General features: G+C 68.6%; 20 protein-coding genes, 1 tRNA gene, 1 other RNA gene and 2 pseudogenes. 12 read left to right on the top strand and 12 right to left on the bottom strand.

The window, feature by feature from the left end; genetic code table 11:
* The first annotated feature begins 3 nt into the window (after positions 1–3).
* Together ACFFNX_RS00430 and ACFFNX_RS00435 are read left to right on the top strand one after the other, a co-directional pair.
* Positions 4–1,140 (top strand): DEAD/DEAH box helicase, encoded by a 1,137-nt coding sequence (locus ACFFNX_RS00430; RefSeq protein WP_378193321.1) that lies wholly within the window; start codon positions 4–6, stop codon positions 1,138–1,140.
* A 284-nt stretch (positions 1,141–1,424) separates the two neighbouring features.
* Positions 1,425–1,894 (top strand): annotated as a pseudogene (locus ACFFNX_RS00435) (IS5/IS1182 family transposase); the annotation flags it as partial.
* A 99-nt stretch (positions 1,895–1,993) separates the two neighbouring features.
* On the opposite strand, the gene ACFFNX_RS00440 reads toward ACFFNX_RS00435, so the two are convergent.
* The 4 genes and pseudogenes from ACFFNX_RS00440 to ACFFNX_RS00455 all read right to left on the bottom strand — a co-directional run bounded on the left by ACFFNX_RS00440 (position 1,994) and on the right by ACFFNX_RS00455 (position 4,650).
* On the bottom strand, positions 1,994–2,326 hold the full coding sequence (locus tag ACFFNX_RS00440) for a toxin-antitoxin system YwqK family antitoxin (protein ID WP_378193248.1): 333 nt from the start codon (positions 2,324–2,326) through the stop codon (positions 1,994–1,996).
* A gap of 7 nt (positions 2,327–2,333) precedes the next feature.
* Entirely contained in the window at positions 2,334–3,125 is a 792-nt protein-coding gene (locus ACFFNX_RS00445) for a hypothetical protein (protein ID WP_378193251.1), read from the bottom strand.
* Positions 3,126–3,416: 291 nt separating this feature from the next.
* Positions 3,417–3,616 (bottom strand): annotated as a pseudogene (locus tag ACFFNX_RS00450) (IS5/IS1182 family transposase); the annotation flags it as partial.
* Positions 3,617–3,795: 179 nt separating this feature from the next.
* On the bottom strand, positions 3,796–4,650 hold the full coding sequence (locus tag ACFFNX_RS00455; RefSeq protein ID WP_378193254.1) for a helix-turn-helix domain-containing protein: 855 nt from the start codon (positions 4,648–4,650) through the stop codon (positions 3,796–3,798).
* A gap of 76 nt (positions 4,651–4,726) precedes the next feature.
* Between ACFFNX_RS00455 and ACFFNX_RS00460 the strand changes: the two genes are divergently transcribed.
* Positions 4,727–5,560: a tyrosine-type recombinase/integrase gene (locus ACFFNX_RS00460; RefSeq protein WP_378193257.1), complete on the top strand. Its 834-nt coding sequence runs from the start codon at positions 4,727–4,729 to the stop codon at positions 5,558–5,560.
* Between the two features lie 59 nt (positions 5,561–5,619).
* On the opposite strand, the gene ACFFNX_RS00465 is transcribed toward ACFFNX_RS00460, so the two are convergent.
* Together ACFFNX_RS00465 and ACFFNX_RS00470 are read right to left on the bottom strand one after the other, a co-directional pair.
* A tRNA-Ser gene (locus ACFFNX_RS00465) sits at positions 5,620–5,707 on the bottom strand.
* Positions 5,708–5,717: 10 nt separating this feature from the next.
* The gene (locus tag ACFFNX_RS00470; protein ID WP_378193260.1) at positions 5,718–6,032 is read right to left on the bottom strand and encodes a DUF952 domain-containing protein; all 315 of its coding nucleotides are present in this window, start codon (positions 6,030–6,032) and stop codon (positions 5,718–5,720) included.
* 78 nt (positions 6,033–6,110) lie between these two features.
* Between ACFFNX_RS00470 and ffs the strand changes: the two genes are divergently transcribed.
* The 7 genes from ffs to ACFFNX_RS00505 all read left to right on the top strand — a co-directional run bounded on the left by ffs (position 6,111) and on the right by ACFFNX_RS00505 (position 12,986).
* An RNA gene (gene ffs, locus ACFFNX_RS00475) (signal recognition particle sRNA small type) lies at positions 6,111–6,206 on the top strand.
* Positions 6,207–6,229: 23 nt separating this feature from the next.
* Positions 6,230–8,734, top strand: a complete 2,505-nt coding sequence (locus ACFFNX_RS00480) for a DNA polymerase III subunit gamma and tau (RefSeq protein ID WP_378193263.1) — start codon at positions 6,230–6,232, stop codon at positions 8,732–8,734.
* 192 nt (positions 8,735–8,926) lie between these two features.
* Positions 8,927–9,307 carry a YbaB/EbfC family nucleoid-associated protein gene (locus tag ACFFNX_RS00485; RefSeq protein WP_378193266.1) on the top strand — a complete coding sequence of 127 codons (381 nt, stop codon included), beginning with the start codon at positions 8,927–8,929 and terminating at the stop codon, positions 9,305–9,307.
* A gap of 84 nt (positions 9,308–9,391) precedes the next feature.
* Positions 9,392–9,991, top strand: a complete 600-nt coding sequence (gene recR / locus ACFFNX_RS00490) for a recombination mediator RecR (protein ID WP_378193269.1) — start codon at positions 9,392–9,394, stop codon at positions 9,989–9,991.
* Positions 9,984–10,517 (top strand): DUF5063 domain-containing protein, encoded by a 534-nt coding sequence (locus tag ACFFNX_RS00495; protein WP_285577164.1) that lies wholly within the window; start codon positions 9,984–9,986, stop codon positions 10,515–10,517. The genes recR and ACFFNX_RS00495 overlap by 8 nt, the downstream gene beginning before the upstream one ends.
* A 130-nt stretch (positions 10,518–10,647) precedes the next feature.
* Positions 10,648–11,916, top strand: coding sequence for an aspartate kinase (locus tag ACFFNX_RS00500; RefSeq protein ID WP_378193272.1), 1,269 nt, complete (start codon positions 10,648–10,650; stop codon positions 11,914–11,916).
* Positions 11,913–12,986 carry an aspartate-semialdehyde dehydrogenase gene (locus ACFFNX_RS00505; RefSeq protein WP_378193275.1) on the top strand — a complete coding sequence of 358 codons (1,074 nt, stop codon included), beginning with the start codon at positions 11,913–11,915 and terminating at the stop codon, positions 12,984–12,986. The genes ACFFNX_RS00500 and ACFFNX_RS00505 overlap by 4 nt, the downstream gene beginning before the upstream one ends.
* A gap of 68 nt (positions 12,987–13,054) precedes the next feature.
* Here the strand turns inward: ACFFNX_RS00505 and ACFFNX_RS00510 are convergent, their stop codons facing one another.
* A complete protein-coding gene (locus ACFFNX_RS00510) occupies positions 13,055–13,549 on the bottom strand; it encodes a hypothetical protein (protein WP_378193278.1) in 495 nt (164 codons plus the stop codon).
* A gap of 160 nt (positions 13,550–13,709) precedes the next feature.
* Between ACFFNX_RS00510 and ACFFNX_RS00515 the strand changes: the two genes are divergently transcribed.
* Entirely contained in the window at positions 13,710–14,372 is a 663-nt protein-coding gene (locus tag ACFFNX_RS00515; protein WP_378193281.1) for a TetR/AcrR family transcriptional regulator, read from the top strand.
* A 40-nt stretch (positions 14,373–14,412) separates the two neighbouring features.
* Here ACFFNX_RS00515 and ACFFNX_RS00520 read toward each other — a convergent pair whose 3' ends face one another.
* Positions 14,413–15,288, bottom strand: a complete 876-nt coding sequence (locus tag ACFFNX_RS00520) for an oxidoreductase (protein WP_378193284.1) — start codon at positions 15,286–15,288, stop codon at positions 14,413–14,415.
* A gap of 114 nt (positions 15,289–15,402) precedes the next feature.
* Here ACFFNX_RS00520 and ACFFNX_RS00525 point away from each other — a divergent pair, with 114 nt between their 5' ends.
* Complete coding sequence (locus ACFFNX_RS00525) at positions 15,403–15,975, top strand: TetR/AcrR family transcriptional regulator (protein WP_378193286.1); 573 nt, start codon at positions 15,403–15,405, stop codon at positions 15,973–15,975.
* On the opposite strand, the gene ACFFNX_RS00530 is transcribed toward ACFFNX_RS00525, so the two are convergent.
* The 4 genes from ACFFNX_RS00530 to ACFFNX_RS00545 form a co-directional block, all read right to left on the bottom strand.
* Positions 15,972–17,036 carry an SMP-30/gluconolactonase/LRE family protein gene (locus ACFFNX_RS00530; RefSeq protein WP_378193289.1) on the bottom strand — a complete coding sequence of 355 codons (1,065 nt, stop codon included), beginning with the start codon at positions 17,034–17,036 and terminating at the stop codon, positions 15,972–15,974. The two genes, ACFFNX_RS00525 and ACFFNX_RS00530, sit on opposite strands and share 4 nt — an antisense overlap.
* Positions 17,037–18,794, bottom strand: a complete 1,758-nt coding sequence (locus tag ACFFNX_RS00535) for a S9 family peptidase (protein WP_378193292.1) — start codon at positions 18,792–18,794, stop codon at positions 17,037–17,039.
* Positions 18,795–18,806: 12 nt separating this feature from the next.
* Positions 18,807–19,781: a D-alanyl-D-alanine carboxypeptidase family protein gene (locus ACFFNX_RS00540; protein WP_378193294.1), complete on the bottom strand. Its 975-nt coding sequence runs from the start codon at positions 19,779–19,781 to the stop codon at positions 18,807–18,809.
* A gap of 429 nt (positions 19,782–20,210) precedes the next feature.
* A complete protein-coding gene (locus ACFFNX_RS00545; protein ID WP_378193295.1) occupies positions 20,211–20,963 on the bottom strand; it encodes a maleylpyruvate isomerase family mycothiol-dependent enzyme in 753 nt (250 codons plus the stop codon).
* Positions 20,964–21,009 lie beyond the last annotated feature (46 nt).

A 21,009-nucleotide genomic window follows, 5' to 3' on the forward strand; every position in this document is an offset into this window, starting at 1 on the left:
CCGATGCAGTTGGGGCACATCCCCGGGATCACGCCGCAGCAGGAACGGCAGGCTCGCCTCAATGCCCGACTGAGCGCCGCACAGCTTGAAGATCATCGGCTCGCCTATCACGTGTACTCCTCGTATCACGCCGCAGCCCAGCATGCGGATCAGGCGCACCTTCTCGACGAGCACTACCGGTGCCACCCACAGATCGCGGATGTGGTCAATGGCTTCTGCTACGCGGGTCAACTGAGAGTGCTGACCGACGTCCGGCGGCAGGTTCCCGCCCTGGACCCGATCGGCATGTCAGTGCCCGCACCGGTCCTGGGGTGGGTGGACGTTCCGTACGGTGAATCGGCGCGGGGCCAGGGTGGGATCTCTTGGACCAACAGCGCGGAGGCAGCCCGCGTGCGGCAGGTGGTCGAGGAACTGCTCGCCCGGCTCCCGGCCGATGCCACCGTCGGAGTGGTGACGCCTTTCAAGGCACATAGAGACGCCTTGGCGAAGGTGTTGCGCGACGAGCGGGTGCGGGTGGGCACAGTGCACTCTTTCCAGGGTGGGCAACGGGACGTCATGGTGCTGAGCCCGGTGGCCACGACGAACACTCCTCCGGAGACGACGCATTGGGTGGCAAGCCAGGTCAACCTCTGGAACGTCGCGGTCACGCGCGCCAGGTCACAACTCATCACGGTGGGAAGCCTGGCGTTCTGGCGGGGCCAAGTGGGGTTGCCGGCCCGGCTCGCGGAACGATCCTCGGTGCTGGGAGGTGTCGACGACGGCAGCGGCCCCGCTCCTTCCACCGACGCCGAACCGACTCCGCTCAAGGAAGAACTCGCCGACCGGCTTCAGGAGTACCTCGGTACGCGTGGGATCACTGACCTGGAGCGCACCGCGATGGTCGGAGGGCATGCCGTCGATTTGCTGTTCACCGTCGACGGCGAGAACACCGCGGTACTGATCGATACCGGTCGCCGAGATGGAGAGGACCCGGCACGTCACCTGCGCCTCACACATGCCCGAGGAGACTTGCTGACAGGCCTGCCGTCCGGAGGAAAAGGTGCGAAATCCTGCGCGGTCGGTCGAGTCATCAGGGTTCCTGCATGGCTGATCTTCGCCGGGGACGACGTGCTCGAGCCGCTGTTCCGCTGGATCAAATGAGCTGCGATGGAACGTGTCGGGCCGGCACCTGCGAGGTATTCGACCGACGTAATGCCTGCTCAGCGTGACGGAGGATGCGAGATTCGAACTCGCGAGGGGTTGCCCCCAACACGCTTTCTAACTGTCCACGTGATCGTTCAGGGGCGGTCGTGAGCGTTCGCGCGGCAGCTTGGACAGGGGCGCGTACGGCGACGAACGGTGGCGTTCGTCAGCGCACTGGACAAAGATCAGGACAACGGGAGGAGCGGCCAACGCCCTCACGCTCAGTGATCACCCGGGGGCCCGTGCCTGCCGTTGCGTCCTGCCTGCTCGAGCCCCTCTGGGACCGGTTCGCGGCGCTCCGGCCGGAACGCGAGGCGTTCGCCTCCAGCCACCCGCTCGGTTGCCACCGCCGCCCGATACCGGCCGCACGGCGTTCGAGCACATCGTGCTCGCCCTGGTCCACGGCTCTGGTTACGAGCGGATCGCCAGCCCGGGATGCTCCGACCGCGCCATCCGAGGCCGCGTCAGACAGTGGGCCGAGCTGGGCGTGGCCGAGCAGGTCCACGCTCTGGCACTGTAGGCCTACGATCGCATGATCGGGCTGGGGCTGGCCGAGATCTCCGTCGATGGATGCATCACCAAGGCACCCTCGGGTGGCGAGCGAGCAGGACGTTCGCCCGTTGACCGGGGTAAGCAGGGCCTGAAATGCTCGGTGGCCTCCGACACGCGACCAGCCGCTATCGCTGGGACGAACGCCCCGCCACACGACGCCTGAAGTGATCCATTCGCTGGTCGGTCTTACAGTAAGCATGCGCTCCGGTTCCGTTGCAGGTCCACTCGATGCCGTATACGAAGACGGATCTACCCTCCGTCAGTCGTCAATCGGCCGCCCGTCCTCGGTCCAGGCGCCGCGCGAGACGATGTGTCCCCGCTCGTAGATCAGCTCCTCCGCGAGTCGCCCGTTCTCGTGCCAGGTTCGCCACCGGCCGTTTCGGCGGCCGTAGTTGTGCCACCGTTCTGACTCGATCCGCTCGCCAGGACGGTACGCACGTGAAACTCCATGCGGAACACCTTCGTGGAAGGTCTGCTCAGTCATCACCTCCCCATTCACATAGAACTCCCATGCCGTCCCGGTATAAGGGATTCCCCGATAAAGTCTGCGCTGACTGTTGTCATATTCGAGTTCGTCCATGGTGATGCGCATGGCCTCGTCATCCTCGCGATTCTGCGTACGGAGGGGTAAATTTATCCACAGTCACGTTATCGTTCGGATACCTGTCATAATACTTCACCGGGTTCGGCACGTCATACAAGAAGTGCGTGCAGTTGGCGCAGCAAGGCGCCTGCTCAAGACCTTCCTTCACTCGGATCCATCGATTGTCGAAATAGAATTCACTTACGGTCTGCGGTGTGACCACCTCGCCGTCGGCGGTGCGCTCCCATAGTGCTTTGCTCGTCGCAATGACCTCTGCGTGGGTGCCCGGCTCTGAAAAGTGTGGGAATTCACCCGGCGGATGGGCTGACCCGTGGTTGAACGGGGCGACGTCATGCGACCATCTGGTGAGTTTCTCCAAGCGACTTTGCATGACGGGATGCAGGTCGTCGGGAACCCTGATCATGTCGTTGATGCCTTCGTACAACCGTCCGGTCTTCCGGTCCATGAGCACGGAGAGGACCGGTCCGGCCTTCTGATCGGAGAATGCGAGGTCGGTTCGGGCCACCCGGCGCCGCAGGTACTCCTTCGCGCGTGCATAGGTGAGGTCGCCAATGAAGTCGGCCACGGACCGGCCATTGACCGATTCGATGAGCCCGTCGGCACCGCGTTCGAAATGAAGTTCGTCCGGTCGTGGCAACGGAACGTGCCGCTCGAGCGGCGCGGCGGCAATGCGCCGTTCGGTTAAAAGTCGAGCCCGGACCGCATCCTTCAAGGCAGTTCTTTCTGAGCCGTGCTCGACCGCGGAAAGCGGAAAACGGAAAAACCGTCGGGCTACTGCGGCAAACATGCCCGCACCCTGGTCACCAATAGCCTCCGACTAGATTATGTAACCCGTGTTCGGTCGGTTCCGGAGGTCATATTACAGACGGCGACGCGCACCGTGATCTCGGGGCTCCGGCGTTCTCGCGATAGATGCTCGAATGTCCGATTCTCGTCGTCGACGGTACAGAGACCTGCCAGAGTGCCCGCGACGCTACTGACCTTTGTCTCGGCGCACCGGTGAGGCCTCTGTCGACGCGCGACGCGATTCGGACACTCGGGAAGCTTTCGCGACTACGCCGGAGCCCTGACCGTGATCTGACCTGGCTCGGCTGGCGATCCGCTCGTAACCAGAGCCGTGGACCAGGGCGAGCACGATGTGCTCGAACGCCATGCGGCCGGTATCGGGCGGCGGTGGCAACCGAGCGGGTGGCTGGAGGCGAACGCCTCGCGTTCCGGCAGGAGCGCCGCGAACTGGTCCCAGAGGGGCTCGAGCAGGCAGGACGCAACGGCAGGCACGGGTCCTCCGGGTGATCACTGAGCGTGGAGAACTCCATGATCACGCAGACCCATGCCTGTCCCACGCCCAGGCCACCTATCGCGAACGCCGCCTCACCATTTGCCGGTCGGGCTAAGCCGAAGAGAACGCTGGGCCGCACCCAAGACTCGGGTACGGCCCAGCGTCATTTCTCGTATGGCTATACCTTCCCCAGGTCCTTCGTCGCTGCGATGATCAGTTCTCGGGCCTGTTCTCCGGTAACGGCTTCTTCCCACATGCGATCGAGCGCCTTACTGTACGCGGCAGCCTCGTCGTCACGATGGAACGTCTCACCGATAAACGTCTCGACCGCGACAACCGTGTTGTCTCCAGCGTAGATCTGGAAGCTGTTCTGGGGAGTCGTTGAGAGTTCCACTCCCATTGGGACGATCCCGAACCGGACACGCTCCAAGCCGATGACGGTCTGGAGGCGGTCAAGCTGGCTTCGCATGACGGCCGGCGGGCAGATCAGCCATCGAAGCACAGGCTCGGCGAGCAGGAATTCGAAGTTCTTATCGGAGTCGTACAGCATCCGCTGTCGCTGCATTCGGGTTTGTACGGCCGCGTCAACATCGTCTCTCTTGAGGCCGTGCAGTGAGACCATTTCAGTGAGGACGCTGCGCGCGTAGTCGGGAACCTGCAAGAGGTCGGGCACGTACGCCGTCTCGAAGTGGCGGATTGTGTTCGGGCTGGAGACGAGTTCGTTGTAGCTTTCTTGGACCCGCGCCTGTCCCTTCCGCATCCGGCTTTGGAAGGTGGCGTGAGCGATCCGGGCTTCGCGCCGTTGCTGGAGAAGACTTTCGATCTCGGATTCGGCATTGCATGTCCGGGCCCACGCTTCGATGTCCGTGACGGATGGCATCTGCCTGCCGTTCTCGATGCGAGATACTTTCGACTGCTGCCAATCGTGGGCGTCGGCGAGTTGTTTGCCGGACAGGCCTGCTTGCGCACGCAGGGCACGGAGTCGGGTTGCCATGCCTTCCGGTCGGGTGAGCCACTGTTCGAGGGATTCCACGGGTTTTCCTTTGCCCTAGGCGGCGCCGTCGCGGCTGTTTAGCCGGACGCTGTGGTGGACGGCCAGGTTCTTCATCTTGCACGCCTGGATCACGACTTGCGGGTCGGCGTGGTCACGCGGCGAAGAACGCCGCCGCGTTGGCGAAACCGCCCGGATGGAAGAAGAGGAGACGGAGGTAGAGCCCTACTCCCTCGAAGAGGTTCAGCGCCTTTTGCTCGAAGTCAACAAGCGTCGGAACAGCGCGCGTTGGATGCTGGCGCTGGCGCTCGGCCTGCGACAGGGCGAGACGCTCGGACTGCGCTGGGCTGATGTCGACCTGGATAACGAGCACCTCAAGCTGCCTCGGAACCGTCTGCGCCCCAGGTACGAGCACGGGTGCACGGAAGCCTCACCGTGCGGCCGGAAGCCGGGGTACTGCCCGGACCGGGTACAGGTGCGGCGCGAGACCAAGAACGCCAAGTCCAGAGCGGGCCGCCGTGCGGTGCCCCTGCCGGGCCCGCTGGTGGCGATGCTCCGCTCGCATGCCGAGGAGCAAGCACGGGAGCGCAAGGCAGCCGGGAACCTGTGGGTCGAGTCGGACTACGTGTTCACCAAGCCGCTGGGTGGCCCGCTGAGCCCGAACACGGACTATCACGACTGGAAGCGGCTGCTCGAAGACGCACGCGTCCGGGGCGGTCGGCTTCACGACGCCCGGCACACGGCCACCACCGTGCTCATGCTGCTCGGTGTCCCGGACCGCGTCATTGATCAGATCATGGGGTGGGAGCCGGGCACCTCCGCCCGCATGCGGGCGCGATACCTCCACGTGCCGGATGCCATGCTCAAGGACGTGGCCCGGAAGATCGCCAGTGTCATCTGGGGAACCCCGGAAACACCCACTGTGGACAAAAATCAGGACAACGAGAACTGAGAAGCATGCGAAGGGTCCCGCTGATGATCAGCGGGACCCTTCGTTGTGCCTGTTCAGTGTGGCGGAGGATGCGAGATTCGAACTCGCGAGGGGTTGCCCCCAACACGCTTTCCAAGCGTGCGCCCTAGGCCACTAGGCGAATCCTCCGCGGAGAAGCCTACCGGGTTCGTGGCAGCGGCCGTACATCGATGACGGCCTCGATCGGGAGCGGGCCGTAGATGTGCGGGAAGACATCGTCGCCGACCGCCTCGTGGCGTACGTCCAAGCCCTCCGGGTCGACCGTGAGGAGTAGCAGGTCGTCCAGGTCCGCGTAGAACGCCCGCTGCACCGTACGGACCTGTTCCTCGTCCCGGGACGCGTGGATGAAGCCGACCTCGGCGAGGGTCTGGCCGCGAGTCGAGATCTCGTACGGGCCGCCGGAGGCGCGGGCGGCCTCCCAGTCGCGGCGTTCGGCGATGTGGAAGATCGTCATTCGTGGGTCTCCCGAGGATCGTTGGAACCGAGGAGAGCGTACGGGCCGAAGACGTCCTCGGGATGCCATAGACTCAGTCGAGACCCCTCGCATGGCGTCATCCTGTGAACCTCCCCAGGGCCGGAAGGCAGCAAGGATAAGCAGGCTCTGGCGGGTGTGCGGGGGGTCCTTTGCTTTCTGACGAGGACGGACCCCCGATGAGTCTGGCTCTATACCGAAAGTATCGGCCGGCGACGTTCGCCGAGCTCAAGGGGCAGGAACACGTCGCCGAGCCGCTTCAGCAGGCGTTGCGTAACGGGCGCATCAATCACGCATACCTGTTCAGCGGGCCGCGTGGCTGTGGGAAGACCTCCAGCGCGCGCATCCTGGCGCGTTCGCTGAACTGCGAGCAGGGGCCGACGCCCGAGCCCTGTGGCGCGTGTGAGTCCTGCATCGCGCTCGGGCCGTCCGGCGCCGGGCACATCGACGTGATCGAGATCGACGCGGCCTCCCACGGTGGTGTGGACGACGCTCGCGACCTGCGCGAACGCGCCTTCTTCGCCCCCGTGGCCGCGCGCTACAAGATCTACATCATCGACGAGGCGCACATGGTGACCCGCGAAGGGTTCAACGCGCTGCTGAAGCTCGTCGAGGAGCCGCCGGCCCACCTGAAGTTCATCTTCGCGACGACCGAGCCGGAGAAGGTCATCGGGACGATCCGGTCCCGTACGCACCACTATCCGTTCCGCCTGATCCCGCCGGGCACGCTGCGCGAGCTGCTCGAGGAGATCCTGCGGAAGGAGGACGTCCCGTACGAGCCGGCCGCGATCCCGCTCGTCGTACGCGCCGGGGCCGGGTCCGCGCGGGACTCCGAGTCGATCCTGGACCAGCTCCTCGCGGGCGCCGGCGAGGAGGGCATCACGTACGCCCGCGCGGTCTCGCTGCTGGGCTACACCGACGCGACGCTGCTGGACGAGGTGGTGGACGCGATCGCCGGCCGTGACGGCGGGGCGGTGTTCGCCGCGATCGACCGGGTGATGGAGGGCGGGCAGGACCCGCGGAGGTTCGCGGCCGACCTGCTCGAACGCTTCCGTGACCTGGTGATCCTCTCGAACGTGCCCGACTCGGGGACGACCGGACTGCTCGACGTGCCGCCGGATGAGCTCGAACGCATGCAGGCGCAGGTGTCCAGGCTCGGCCTGGCCGAGCTGACGCGCGCGGCGGACCTGCTGCACACGGGCCTGACGGAGATGCGCGGGGCGACGGCACCGCGGCTGCTGCTCGAACTGATCTGCGCGCGGATCCTGCTGCCGGGAGCGTACGACGACGAGGCGTCGCTCCTGACCCGGCTCGACCGCCTGGAACGTCGCCTGGCGATCGGCGACGGCGCCCCGGCCGCGGACCTGCCCCCGATCCGCCGCCCCCAGGCCCCGCAGCCGGGCGACGAACGCCACGGCCCAGGCCAAGCACCCCGCACCGACCCGACCGCACGCGGAGCAAGCCAGCCCCCACCCACCCGAGAACAGAGACAACCCACGCCCGCCCAAGCGGACAGACGACCTGCGCCCGCCCAAGCGGACAGACAATCCGCGCCCGCCCAGGCAGACAGACAACCCCCGCCCGCCCAGGGGGGCGACCCCACTTCCATTGTCCAGCGCGGTGGCGGCGCGCGGGAAGGTACGCGCGGGGCTGTGGATAACTCCGCAGCCGCCTCTTCGGGCTCGTCTTCCGTTTCCTCGCCTTCGGCTTCGGGGGGCGCGGCAGGCCCGGCGAGCTCGGCAGGCTCGGCGGGTTCGGGTTCGGGTTCGGCGGGATCGCATTCGGCGGATTCGGCTCCCGCGGCCTCGGCGGCTCCGACGGCCTCGGGTTCGCAGGCTCCCCCGGCCTCAGGCTCGCAGGCTCCGGCGGGTCCGCCCTCCGTGGCCTCAGCGGCGGCCTCATGGGGTTCTCCGGCCGCTCCCGCGGCACAACGGGCCCCGGCGGGACGCGACGAAAACCGATCCGGGCAGGCCGCCCGTGCCGGCGAACGCGGAGGCTCCCAGGCGAACGGCGACGACGGCTGGCCGGCCCCCACGCAACCCGCCGCCCGGCAGCAGCCGACCGAGCAACAGCCGAGCGCACAGCAGCCGAGCGAGCAGCAGCAAGGAGAGCCCGGAGGCGTCGACGTCGGCGCCATCCGCCGCATGTGGGCCGACATCCTCGAGGTCAAGCAGCGCAGCAAGGTCGCCTGGATCGTGCTCATGGAAGGCGTCGAGGTCGCCTCGCTCGACGGGAACGTCCTCACCCTCGCGTTCGCCAACGAGGGGAAGCGTCGCGGGTTCACCACCGGTGGCAAGGACGCCGTGCTCCGTGAGGCGCTCAAGGAGATCCTCGGCGTCGACTGGCGCATCGACGCGGTCCTCGACAACGGCGGCGGTGGTGGTGGCGGAGGTCGTCAGAGCCCGCCGCAGCCGCCGCCCGACACCGGTGGCGGCTGGGGTGCCTCGGTCCCCGCGCAACCCGCCCCCCGAGAGCCGCGCGAGCAGCAGCACCGGCAGCCCGAGCCGCCGCCGCCGGCGGCCGCTCCCGGGTACGTGCCGCCACCGCCGGGGCCGATGGACGAGGCCGACGAGGTCGATCCGGAAGGCGACGCCGACGCCGCCGCGGACAGCGCGCTGACCGGCATGGCGCTGATCGAGCAGGTGCTCGGGGGAAAGGTCATTCAGGAGATCGACAACGCTTGACCTTGGGATTAAGCCCATTTGCCGCGTCCGTAGGCCACTCTGATCCCGGCGGCCGCCAGGAGCAGGTCCCGCCCGCCGTGCGCGGTCACGGGCACGGGAGATGACCGGAATTTCGATCACGGGTGGGCGCGTACCGCATCGGCGGCGAACCCCGTAGTCTCGTGCCATCGGACGATCGAACGAGGAGACGCCGTGGAACCCGGAGGCGAGCCGAATATCCAGCAGATGCTGCAGCAGGCGCAGCGGATGCAGGAGCAGCTCATCAACTTGCAGCGTGAGCTCGCGGAGGCCGAGATCGAGGGCACCGCGGGAGGCGGGCTGGTCACGGCGACGGTGAACGGCCAGAACGAGCTGGTCAAGCTCGTCATCGACCCGGCCGCGATCGACCCGGGCGACCCGCAGGACACCGCCGAGACCGTTGCCGACCTGGTGGTCGCCGCGATCCACAACGCCGGCGAGGAGGCGCAGCGGCTGCAGGAGACCAAGATGGGGCCGCTGACCGAAGGACTGGGCGGGCTCGGGGGCGGACCCGGAGGAGGACTGCCCGGCGGGCTCGGGCTGCCCGGCCTGTGACGTACCGGGGCCGGGCTCCGGCGAGCCGGCCCCGCACACCTTACGATCTTCGCCCAGAACAACATCGACAGAGGGGAGGGAGCCGTGTACGAGGGGGTCGTTCAGAACCTCATCGACGAGTTGGGCAGGCTGCCCGGCGTCGGGCCGAAGAGCGCGCAGCGGATCGCCTTCCATCTGCTCGCGGCGGACCCCGCGGACGTCTCGCGGCTGACCGAGGCGTTGCGGGAGGTCAAAGAGAAAGTCAGATTCTGTAAAGTATGCGGTAATGTGGCTGAGGCAGAGGAATGCCGGATCTGCCGGGATGCTCGTCGTGACCTGCATGTGATCTGCGTGGTCGAGGAGCCGAAGGACGTCGTCGCGATCGAAAAGACGCGCGAGTTCCGCGGCCGCTACCACGTGCTCGGCGGTGCGATCAGCCCGATCGAGGGGGTCGGCCCCGACGATCTGCGGGTCCGGGAGCTCATGCAGCGGCTCGCCGACGGAGAGGTGACCGAGCTCATCTTGGCCACCGACCCGAACCTCGAAGGTGAGGCGACCGCGACCTATCTCGCCCGGCTCGTGAAACCGATGGGTCTCACCGTCACGCGGCTCGCCAGTGGCCTGCCGGTGGGGGGCGACCTGGAATACGCCGACGAGGTCACACTCGGCCGTGCGTTCGAAGGACGGAGGCTGCTCGATGTCTGAGAACAGCTGGACCACGCTCGCCGATCGAGTGGCGAAGCATGTCGACACATACATGGCCGGGCTCGAGGCCGTGGCGAAGGGCGAGGCCGGCGAGCACGCCGTGCCCTACCTGCTCCTCGAGGTCTCCCAGATCGCGATGGCCGGGGCGCGCCTGGGCGCGAGCACCGACGTCATCCTCCCGGACAACTGGGAGCCCGACGTCGGTGAGGACCCCGACCTGGACGCCGTACGCCAGGGGCTGGCCGAGCGCCTCACGCAGGTCGACGACTACATGGAGGTCTTCGACCCGTACAAGGACACCGAGGCGACGCCCTACCGGCTCTCCGACGACCTCGTCGACGTCGCCAGTGACCTGGTGCACGGCCGGCGGCACTACGAGGCCGACCGCAAGCTCGAGGCGCTGTGGTGGTGGCAGTACAGCTACTTCAACCACTGGGGCAACCACGCCGGGGCGGCGCTGCGGGCCCTCTATGCGGTTTCGGCGAGTGCGCGGCTGGACGTCATGGAGGAACAGGTCGCGGGTTGACGAAAGGTTTCCTGCGTGTTGCCTAGAAAGACGCAAATCTCGCATAGCGGGATATCGTTTCGCGGGGCAGGCCCCTGACCTCGGTAGACTCGGCGCGTCAAACTACGCCTGAACCGAGGAGTGCACACGCGTGGCTCTAGTCGTGCAGAAGTACGGTGGCTCCTCCGTCGCGGACGCGGAAAGCATCAAGCGCGTCGCCCAACGCATCGCCAACACCAAACGCGACGGACATGACGTCGCCGTCGTGGTGTCCGCGATGGGGGACACGACGGACGAGCTGATCGATCTGGCCAACCAGGTCACCCCCCTGCCGCCGGCACGTGAACTCGACATGCTGCTCACCTCGGGAGAGCGCATCTCGATGGCGTTGCTCGCCATGGCCATCGCCAACCTGGGTCATGAGGCGCGGTCCTTCACCGGCTCCCAGGCCGGCGTGATCACCGACGGCAGCCACGGCAAGGCCCGGATCATCGATGTCACGCCCGGCCGCATCCGCGGAGCCCTCGACGACGGCCTGATCGCGATCGTGGCCGGCTTCCAGGGGGTGTCCCAGGACTCCAAGGACGTCACGACGCTCGGCCGCGGTGGTTCGGACACCACGGCGGTCGCTCTCGCGGCCGCGCTCGGCGCGGACGTCTGCGAGATCTACACCGACGTGGACGGCATCTTCACCGCCGACCCTCGCATCGTTCCGGCCGCCCGGCGCATCCCCGACATCTCCTACGAGGAGATGATGGAGATGGCGGCCTGTGGCGCCAAGATCCTGCATCTGCGCTGTGTGGAGTACGCCCGGCGCTACGGCATGCCCATCCACGTGCGGTCGTCGTTCAGCAACAAGACCGGCACCTGGGTCAAGTCCAGCATCGAGGGAAGCACGATGGAACAAGCGATCATCTCTGGCGTCGCCCACGACCGGAGTGAAGCCAAGATCACGGTCGTCGGCGTGCCCGACAAGGTCGGCGAGGCGGCCACGATCTTCCAGACGCTCGCCGACGCCGAGATCAACATCGACATGATCGTGCAGAACATCTCGGCCGCCGCGACGAGCCGTACGGACATCTCCTTCACCCTCCCGCGCACGGACGGGCAGACGGCGATGGCCGCCCTCAACAAGATCAAGGAACGCATCGGGTTCGACTCGCTGCGGTACGACGACCAGATCGGCAAGGTCTCGCTGATCGGCGCCGGCATGCGCTCCCACCCCGGTGTGACCGCCAAGTTCTTCGGCTCGATCGCCGACACCGGCGTCAACATCGAGATGATCTCCACCTCGGAGATCCGGATCTCGGTGGTGGTCGACCAGGACGACGTCGACGCCGCCGTCACCGCCGCGCACCGCGCCTTCGACCTCGACTCCGACCAGGTCGAGGCCGTCGTCTACGGAGGAACCGGCCGATGAGTGTACGGAAGCCCACTCTTGCCCTCGTCGGCGCCACGGGTGCCGTCGGCACCGTCATGCGAGAGATCGTTTCGACCCGCGAGGACGTCTACGGCGAGATCCGTCTCGTCGCCTCCGCCCGCTCCGCCGGCCGGCGCCTGTCCGTACGCGGTGAGGAGCTCATCGTCCAGGAGCTGACCCCGGAGGTCTTCGACGGCGTCGACATCGCGATGTTCGACGTGCCCGACGAGGTCTCCAAGACGTGGGTGCCGATCGCCGCCGAGCGCGGTGCGGTCGTCGTGGACAAGTCAGGTGCCTTCCGGATGGAGCCGGACGTCCCGCTCGTCGTGCCCGAGGTCAACCCCGAGGCCGTACGCGAGCGCCCGCGCGGCATCATCTCCACGCCCAACTGCACGACGCTGTCGATGATGGCCGCGATGGGCGCGCTGCACGCCGAATACGGCCTGGACGCCCTCGTCGTCGCCTCCTACCAGGCGGTCTCCGGAGCGGGCGTGGCCGGCTCCGAGCGGCTGTACGCCGAGATCGAGGCCGTCGCCGGCGACCGTACGCTCGGCCAGACCGCCGGTGACGTGCGCAAGGCGATCGAGAGCCGGCTCGGCGACGCGGAGTCGCCGTTCCCGGCGCCGATGGCCCTCAACGTCGTGCCGTGGGCGGGTTCGCTGAAGGATGGCGGCTGGGCGTCGGAGGAGCTCAAGCTCCGTAACGAGTCCCGCAAGATCCTCGGCATCCCCGGCCTGAAGGTCTCCTCCACCTGCGTACGGGTGCCGGTGATCACCACGCACTCGCTGGCCGTGCACGCGACGTTCGAGCGTCCGGTCGACGTCGCGGGCGCGCGGGCGATCCTCGAGGCCGCCCCGACCGTGGTGGTCATGGACGACCCGGAGAACTCCGTGTACCCGACCCCGGCGGACGTCGTCGGCACCGACCCGACGTACGTCGGGCGGATCCGGCAGGCGATCGACTTCCCGAACACGCTCGACCTGTTCGTGTGCGGCGACAACCTGCGCAAGGGCGCGGCCCTGAACGCCGCGGAGATCGCCGAACTGGTCGCGGCCGAGTTCGCCGGCTGAGTTCGCCGACGTTGAGCGATGGAGGCCCGGGGCCATCCCGGGCCTCCACGTTTCACGCGAAACATTGATCACACGAATGTGATGTCCCAGTGTGATCGCTCACGTGCGAACAGGTTGCGGTCGGCCGTCCGGTAGAGCGCCGCGCCGTCGCCGCGCCGGTGAACGCGGTGGTAGTGACGGCGGACGAAGTGATTGAGGCAGCGGCTGGGCAGAATGTCCAGCTTGTGGCCCGAGCCGTGGCTGTACGGGCCGTGTGCGTGGCCCCTTTCGGTGCCGCCTGAGATCACCAGGCCGCAGCGGCTCGCCTCCCTCAGCCGGAGCACGCCGTCAAGTGTGGACGGCCGTAGCCCCTCGAACGAGGTGCAGTGCGGGTTCCTCCGGCGTGTGCAGTGTCCGGAGGAGGTCCAGCGGACCCCCGCCGCGTGGAGCAGAGAGCCGGCCTCCTGCTGGTGCAGGGGTGCCGACGGTGTTTTCCGGTCGTGCGTCCATGCTTGGGCCGGACCGGCCATTAAGGCGAGAAATGCCGTGGCGCAGCCGGTCATGACGGTCAGCCGTGTCGACATCCAACCTCCCTGTGCCGTCGCATGCGCCCAGCGGCAGCATCTGCCACGGGTCGCGCGACGGCGCGGCAAGAGACGCGCCGTTTTGCGAAATGGGATCCGAACCCTGGCTCGTTGTTGGCCTGCGCCGATTCGGTCCGTGAAGAGACGTACAGTGTCGGCTGTGGCCGTACCGACCAAGTCCGAGCAGACCCGGGATCTGATCGCCAAGACCGCTTTGCGGCTTTTTCGCGAACGCGGTTACGAGGCCACGACGATGCGGGCCATTGCCACCGAGGCCGGCGTTTCCGTGGGAAACGCGTACTACTACTTCTCTTCCAAGGAAGAGCTGATCCAGCTCTACTTCGAGCACTCCCAGGAGGACCACACTCAGGCGTGCCGTGAGGTCCTGGCCGGCGAGCGCGAGTTCCGCGCCCGGCTGCTCGGCGTGTTGCGCGCCCGCATCGACACGCTCCAGCCGTACAAGGAGTTCGCCGGCAAGTTCTTCAAGTACGCGGCGGAGCCGTCGAGTCCGCTGAGCCCGTTCAGCACCGAGTCCGGTCCGGTCCGCGAGGCGTCCACCGCGCTCTTTCGCGAGGCCGTGGAGGGCTCGACGCTGAAGACGGATTCGGAGATCCGGGCCGACCTGCCCGAACTGCTGTGGCTGTACTCCATGGGCGTGGTCCTCTACTGGGTCCACGACAGCAGCCCGGACGCGGCGAAGACCTACCGCCTGGTCGAACGCACCGTGCCGCTGATCGACAAACTGGTCGGCATGGCCCGCCTGCCCGGCATGCGCGGCGTCGTACGTGAGGCCCTGACCACCTATCGCGACCTGCGCGATTAGGACTCTTCGGGTTCGTCCGCCTCGTGCTGCGTCCGGCCGTTCACCGAGCGGCGATCGCGTCCAGCTCGCGCAGTGCGTCGGCGGGGAGGTCGAGTTCGGCGGCGCGTACGTTCTCGCGCAGGTGCACACGCGATGAGGTGCCGGGGATGAGGACGGTCGTCGCCGAACGCTGGAGCAGCCACGCCAGGGCGACCTGCTGCGCGGAGGCGCCGAGCCGTACGGCGACCTTGTTCAGCTCGTCGGACTGCAGTGGCGTGAACCCGCCGAGCGGGAAGAATGACGCGTAGGCGATGTTCTCCCGCGCGGCGCGCTCGACCATGGCGTCGTCGTCGCGCTTGACGATGTTGTAGTAGTTCTGGACCGCCACGACCGGCGCGATGCCCTGCGCCTCGGTGAGGTGGGCCTCGGAGGCGCCACTGAGCGCGAGGTGGCGGATCAGGCCCTGGGATCGCAGCTCGGCGAGCGCGCCGAACGGCGCGGCGAGCGACTTGTCGATGAAGCCGTCGTTCGGGGTCAGCGTCTCCAGCCGCAGGTAGACGATGTCGAGGACGTCGAGTCCCAGGTGATCGAGGTTCTCGTGCACCTGGGCGACGAGGTCCGCCGGATCCAGTGAGTGGATCCAGGAGCCGTCGTTCCCGCGCCGCGCCCCGACCTTCGTCGCGATGTGCAGGCCGGACGGGTACGGGTGCAGGGCCTCGCGGATCAGCTCGTTGGTGACGGCAGGCCCGTAGAAGTCCGAGGTGTCGATGTGCGTGACGCCGAGGTCCACGGCCTCCCGCAGCACCGCGACGGCCTCGTCACGGTCGCGCGGCGGCCCGAACACCCCTGGGCCGGCGAGCTGCATCGCGCCGTATCCCATGCGGGAGATGGTCAGGTCGTCGGCCAGGGTGAGCGTTCCGCCTGCCAGCGTGGTCATTGAGGTCACTCTTCCTTCATGAGGTCGCGGGCCGGGTCGGCCCGTCAGTTGACTAACCGGTTACCCAAATCATGCGCTCTGTCTAACCGGTTAGTCAACTGGTAACCTGGCGAGGTGAGCGCGACCGAGACCAAGCAACGCATCCTCGACGCGGCGTTCGCGGAGTTCGCCGAGTACGGTGTGGCGGGCGCCCGGGTCGACCGGATCGCCAAGAACGCCCAGTGCAACAAGAACCTGATCTACGTCTACTTCGACAACAAGGAGACGTTGTTCGCCACGGTGCTGCAGCGGCACCTGTCCGACGCCTACGCCGGCGCCCGGTTCGACCCCGACGACCTGCCGGGGCTGGCCGGCCGGGTGTTCGACCTCGCCCGGTCCAGGCCCGATGTCTACCGGTTGCTGGCCTGGGCGACGCTGGAGCGCACCGCGGCCCTGCCGCCGACGCGCGAGCAGGAGCACGATCGCAAGCTGGAGCTGTTGCGCGAGCGGCAGAAGACCGGCGCCCTACGCGACGACATCTCGCCGACGCTCCTGCTGATGGCCGTCCTCGCACTCGCCACCGCGTGGTCCCCGGACTTCCCCTTCGGCAGGACCGCGAACCCGTCCGCCGACCTGCCGGACGAGGAGGTCCGCGCCGCGGTCGTACGGATGGTCGCCGACATCACCGGGCAGCGGGAGAAGGCCTAGACCCGGATCTCGAGCACGAAGTCGGACGACTCGCGCCCGTCCTGGTCGCCGGCCATGACGAGGTTGCCGCGTCGGTAGGTCAGGTTCCACGGCAGTTCGCAGGGCAGCCTCATGGCGCTCACCGGACGCGAGGTCACCCGGCACCTGTCTCCGCGCACGTGCCGCGCGACGACCTCCGCGCTGCCTCCATGGATGTGGAGGACATAGCTGGCCGCGTCGGACCAGGTGAAGACGTAGACGCCGTTCGCGCCGTCTCCCGTCATCGAGGCCGGCGTCATCGACGCCGGGGCGCCCGGCACCCCGGCGATACTCGCCGGGAGGGCGAGCCGGCCGACGGTGCCGTCGGCGCGGATCGTGGTCACCTCGCCCAGGTGCGGCGTCCACGAGTACTTCGGGGTGTCATAGGAGGCCACGACGTACGCGGTGCCCTCCCCGTCCACCGCCGACGACGGAGAGAGCCGCACGTCCTTCGCGGTCCTGTTCGGCCTGGCCAGCCGGTGGACGCGGGTCAGCCGGCCGTTTCCGAGCGCCCACACCGTGTCGGCGTCCGCGATGAGCACGGAACCGTCCGGCCGCACGCCGAACGGGCGGGGATGGCCGCGGAAGCGGAAGTCGGCCGCGCCCGCGGACCGCGGAACGGCCGCCGGAGCGTGCCCGCCCGTGGATCCGGCCAGCACGGTCACCGAGCCCTGCGGGGTGACCTTCTTCACCACACGGCCGCTGCCGACGACGAGCGAGCCGTCCGGCAGGACCGCGAGGCCGTTGTACTGCTGCTCCGAAGAGTCCCGGCGCCGGACGGTCTCCACGGTCCGGTCGGGCTTCAGCCGGACGAGGGACTCATCCGCACCGTAGACGCTGCCGTCCGGGCCGGACCCGACCATCCCCCCGATGTCGGAGAAGGCCCGATCCGCGTCGCTGCCCGGGTCGGTGATCCGGAGCAGCACGCCCGCCTGTCCCGGCGCCGGAGCCTTCCACCGGTCGCCGTCCCCGCAGGCGGCCGTCAACGCCAGCACGGCGACGACGAACCAGGCCGTCCGCCCGACCCCGCGGGTCGAGCGCACCTACACGAGGTCCAGGTGCTTGCGGGCGAAGTCGATCGTCGCGGCCATCTGGCGGATCCGCTCCTCGACCACGAGTGAGCCGTGGCCCGCGTCGTACCGGTAGACCTCGTGCTCCTTGCCCAGCTCCCGCAGGCGCGCCAGGTAGTTGTCGATCTGCCGGATCGGGCAGCGCGGGTCGTTCTCGCCCGCCATGACCAGCACCGGCGTGGTGACCTGGTCGGTGTAGGTGATCGGCGACGAGGCGGCGTACCGGTCCGGCACGTCGGTCGGCGAGCCGCCGAACAGCGACCGGTCGAACGCCTGCAGCGCCTCCATCTCGTCCTCGTACGCCGCGACGTAGTCCGCCACCGGCACGATGCCGATCGCGACCGACCAGTCGTCCGGCTGCACGCCGATGCCCAGCAGCGTGATGAAGCCGCCCCAGGAGCCGCCGGTCAGCACCAGCCGTGACGGGTCGGCGAGATGCGTGGCGACCGCCCAGTCGCGCACCGCCTTGATGTCCTCCAGCTCCACCAGCCCCGGGCGGCCCTCGATCGCGTCACGCCACTCGCTGCCGTACCCGCTGGATCCGCGGTAGTTCACCCGGACGACGGCGAAGCCGTGGTCCACCCACGCCGCGGCGTCCGGGGAGAAGGAGTCGTCGTCGTAGGCGGCCGGACCGCCGTGAACGTCGAAGACGGTCGGGAACGGACCGGGGCCCGCGGGCTTGGAGATCAGCGCGTGGACCTCGCCGCCCGGGCCGGTCACCCAGGCATCCTCGACCGCCACCGACGGCGGCGCGGCCTCGCCGGGCGGGGTCAGCACGACCGCGCCGGAGGTCGAGCGGACCACCGGCGGGGACGCCGAGGAGGACCAGGAGAACTCCACCGTGCCGTCCGGACGCGCGGTGGCCGAACCGATCACGCCGCGCGGCGTGTCGATCTGCCGCAGCGTCCTCGTGGACAGGTCGTAGCGGTACAGCTCGTCGCGTGCGTGGTGGGAGCGGGAGACCAGCAGCGCCGACGCGTCCGGGTACCAGTCGGCGCCGACCTCGCCGGACAGGTCCAGCGCGATCTCCTCGACCGTGCCGCTCACCGGGTCCCAGATCAGCGGCTCGGACCGGCCGCGGCGCTCGTGCTCGACGAGCAGCCGCTGGTCGCCCGCGACCGGGGAGAACGCCATCGCGCTCAGGCCCTTGCCCGGCCCGTCCCACAGGTCGGCCACGGTCGAGCCGTCCGGCCGTACGACGCGCAGCGCCATGTGGCGGCTGTCGCCGTGCTCGCTGTGGTTGATCGCGACGAGCGACTCGTCCTCGGACAGGTCGATGACGTATGCGTCCTCGTCGTGCGCGTACAGGACGCGCGGCTCCTCGCCCGGGGCGCACCAGTGGATGGTCGAGCCGCTCTCGGTGGTCCGGCCGATCACCGCCAGCCCGCTGGAGCCGACCGCCAGCCCGGCCGGGTACGACGGCTCCAGCTTGGGGGCGGAGTCGTCGCCGCCGCCGAACGGCTCACGCCGCCACACCCCGAACTCGTCGCCGTCGGTGTCGGCGAACCACCAGATCCACTCGCCGGTCGGGTCGACGCCGCCCATCCAGGTGCCGTTCGGCCGGTCGGTCACCTGGCGTTTGCCGTCGGTCTCGCGGTCCCAGGTGTAGATCTCCCAGGTGCCCGTGGCGTTGGAGCGGTAGACGCTGCGGTGCGGCGCGTCATGGGCCCAGCTCGGCAGGCTCACGCGTGCCGCACGGAACCGTGCCTTCCAGCGTTCGTCATCGACCATGACCCAAGCATCTCAGTCCGTGGCCTGGCCCGGGGGCAGGGACCTCAGCTGACGCATGGCCGTCTTGGCGCCGAAGCCCCAGTCGAGCATGGCCGCGGCGTCCTTGAACCGGCGGTTCGAGTCCGTGGAGGTGCTGTTCAGCACCAGGCCGAGGAGCGTACGGCCGCTGCGCTTGGCGGCGAAGACCAGGGAGTACCCGGCCGCGTTGGTGTGCCCGGTCTTGATGCCGATCGCTCCGCTGTAGGAGCCGAGCAGCAGGTTGGTGTTGGCCCACTTGTAGGCCGCATGCCCGCTGGTCTTGCTGAGCGAGTACGACTGACGGGCCACGATGGTCTTGAAGTTCGTGCTGGTCATGGCGTAGCGGGCCAGCAGGATCAGGTCGTGCGGGGTGGAGTAGCCCTCTTTGTGCGTCGAGGTCGGCAGCCCGTCGGCGTTGAGGTAGTGCGTCGAGGTCATCTTCAGCGCGGCGGCCTCCTCGTTCATCTTCGCGACGAACTTGGTCTGGCCGGGCCCGTAGATGTCGGCGAGCGCGTACGCGGCGTCGCAGCCGGACGGCAGCAGCATGGCGTTCAGCAACTGCCGTACGGTCACCTTGTCGCCGGCCTTGAGGCCGGCGCTGCTCGCGTCGTTGTTCTTGACGTGGTCGACGTAGGACTTCTTGATCGTGACCGTCTTGTCGAGGCCGCCCGCGCGGAGCGCGATGACCGCGGTCATCATCTTCGTGATGCTGCCGATCGGCCGCTTCGTGGTCGTCGCGACGCCCCACAGCTTCTTGGCCGTGTCCATGTCGTAGAGGTAGGCGCCCTTCGCGGAGACGCCGGACGGGCCGGAGGCGGCCGTGGTGACCGCCGGGGTCACCGGGCCGGCGGGCGTCGTACGGGCCACCAGGCGGGTCTGGGCGGGGCTCGCGGCTCCGGCGGCGGCCGGGACCACGCCCAGCAGTCCCGTGACGGCTCCGGCGACGATCAGGCGGGCGCTGAGGCGCATGGGGGCTCCAGAGTTGGGGGGAATACCCGTGCATGCTGACAGCACGGGTATTTCATCGGCAACCAGGCGCGCGGGGATGGTTTCGGTCCTGGCCACTACCGGCGACCTGGCTCCGCGGTCAGCGCCCTCTGCCCTCGCAGGTGGCCGTACCGGGTTCTGGACCCTCGCGGGGCCGGGTGGCTTACCGTTGAGGGGTGGCGTCGCAGTCCTCGACCGAGTCAGTTCCCCGGCCCGCCGAAGACGGAGCCGACGAGGTCACACACGGCTACCCTCCGCCCGCCCGGCCGGTGGGGTCGACCGTCGTTGCCTACTGCGGTGCCGTCATGACCGTACGCGGCGAGTCGTCGGCCGCCCCGCCGCCGGACACCTGCGCGGAGTGCGCGGCCATCTGGAAGCGCCGGCGGCGCCGGTCGCGTTAGGCCCCGGCCGTCAGCGTGGCGCGGCGGCGGCCAGCCAGCCGGACAGCAGGTCCTCGTCGCCGAAGAGCGTGAAGCGCTCCGGCCCGTACCGCCCGTACAGGAGGAGGAGCAGGTCGCTCGTTGCCCCGCGCGCGGCGACCGCGCCTTTGCCGTGGCCGCGTTCCCACTTCGTGCCGCCCGGGTCGAGGTTGATCATCCACTCCCCGTCGCCGTCGGTGGCGTGCAGGTGCAGCGTCTCCCCGAACCGGCCGAACTCCGCGATCCGGGCGGCGATCCGCCGATGGTGGGTATAGACCGTGAGGAACTCCTCGACGCCGTCCGCGGCGAGCTCGCGGTCGATGACGGGTTCGCGGCCGAGGGCCAGCTCGGCGTCGGCGCGGTGGACGATGGTCTCGTGCAGCACCCGGCGTGACCAGAAGCGCACGTGACGGTCGGGCCCGAACGTCCAGGTCGGCGTCTCGCCCGGCGTCGCGCGAAGAGTCGCCACCAGCGGCCGTACGCCGGCCGCCAGCCAGCGCGGATACTCGTTCACGTCGTCGGGCAGGCCGAGGTCGAGGTCGCCTTCGGAGACGCGCTCCTCTGGCAGCGTGCGCACGATGTGGGTGATCCAGCGCTGGACCGTGCCGTAGTGCCGGATGAGGTCGGCGACGGTCCAGCCGGGACAGGTGGACACGGGCGTCGCGAGGTCGGCCTGGCCGACGACCTCGACGAACTGCGCGATCTCGGGCTCGGCGGCGGAGATGTGGCGTTCGTGGTCGTTCATCCGCCGGAGCATAGGCCGTGCCTGTGCGGTCCGTCCGCGCCACGGC

The sequence above is a fragment of the Actinoallomurus acaciae genome, assembly GCF_042429965.1.
GTDB classification, from domain to species: domain Bacteria; phylum Actinomycetota; class Actinomycetes; order Streptosporangiales; family Streptosporangiaceae; genus Actinoallomurus; species Actinoallomurus acaciae.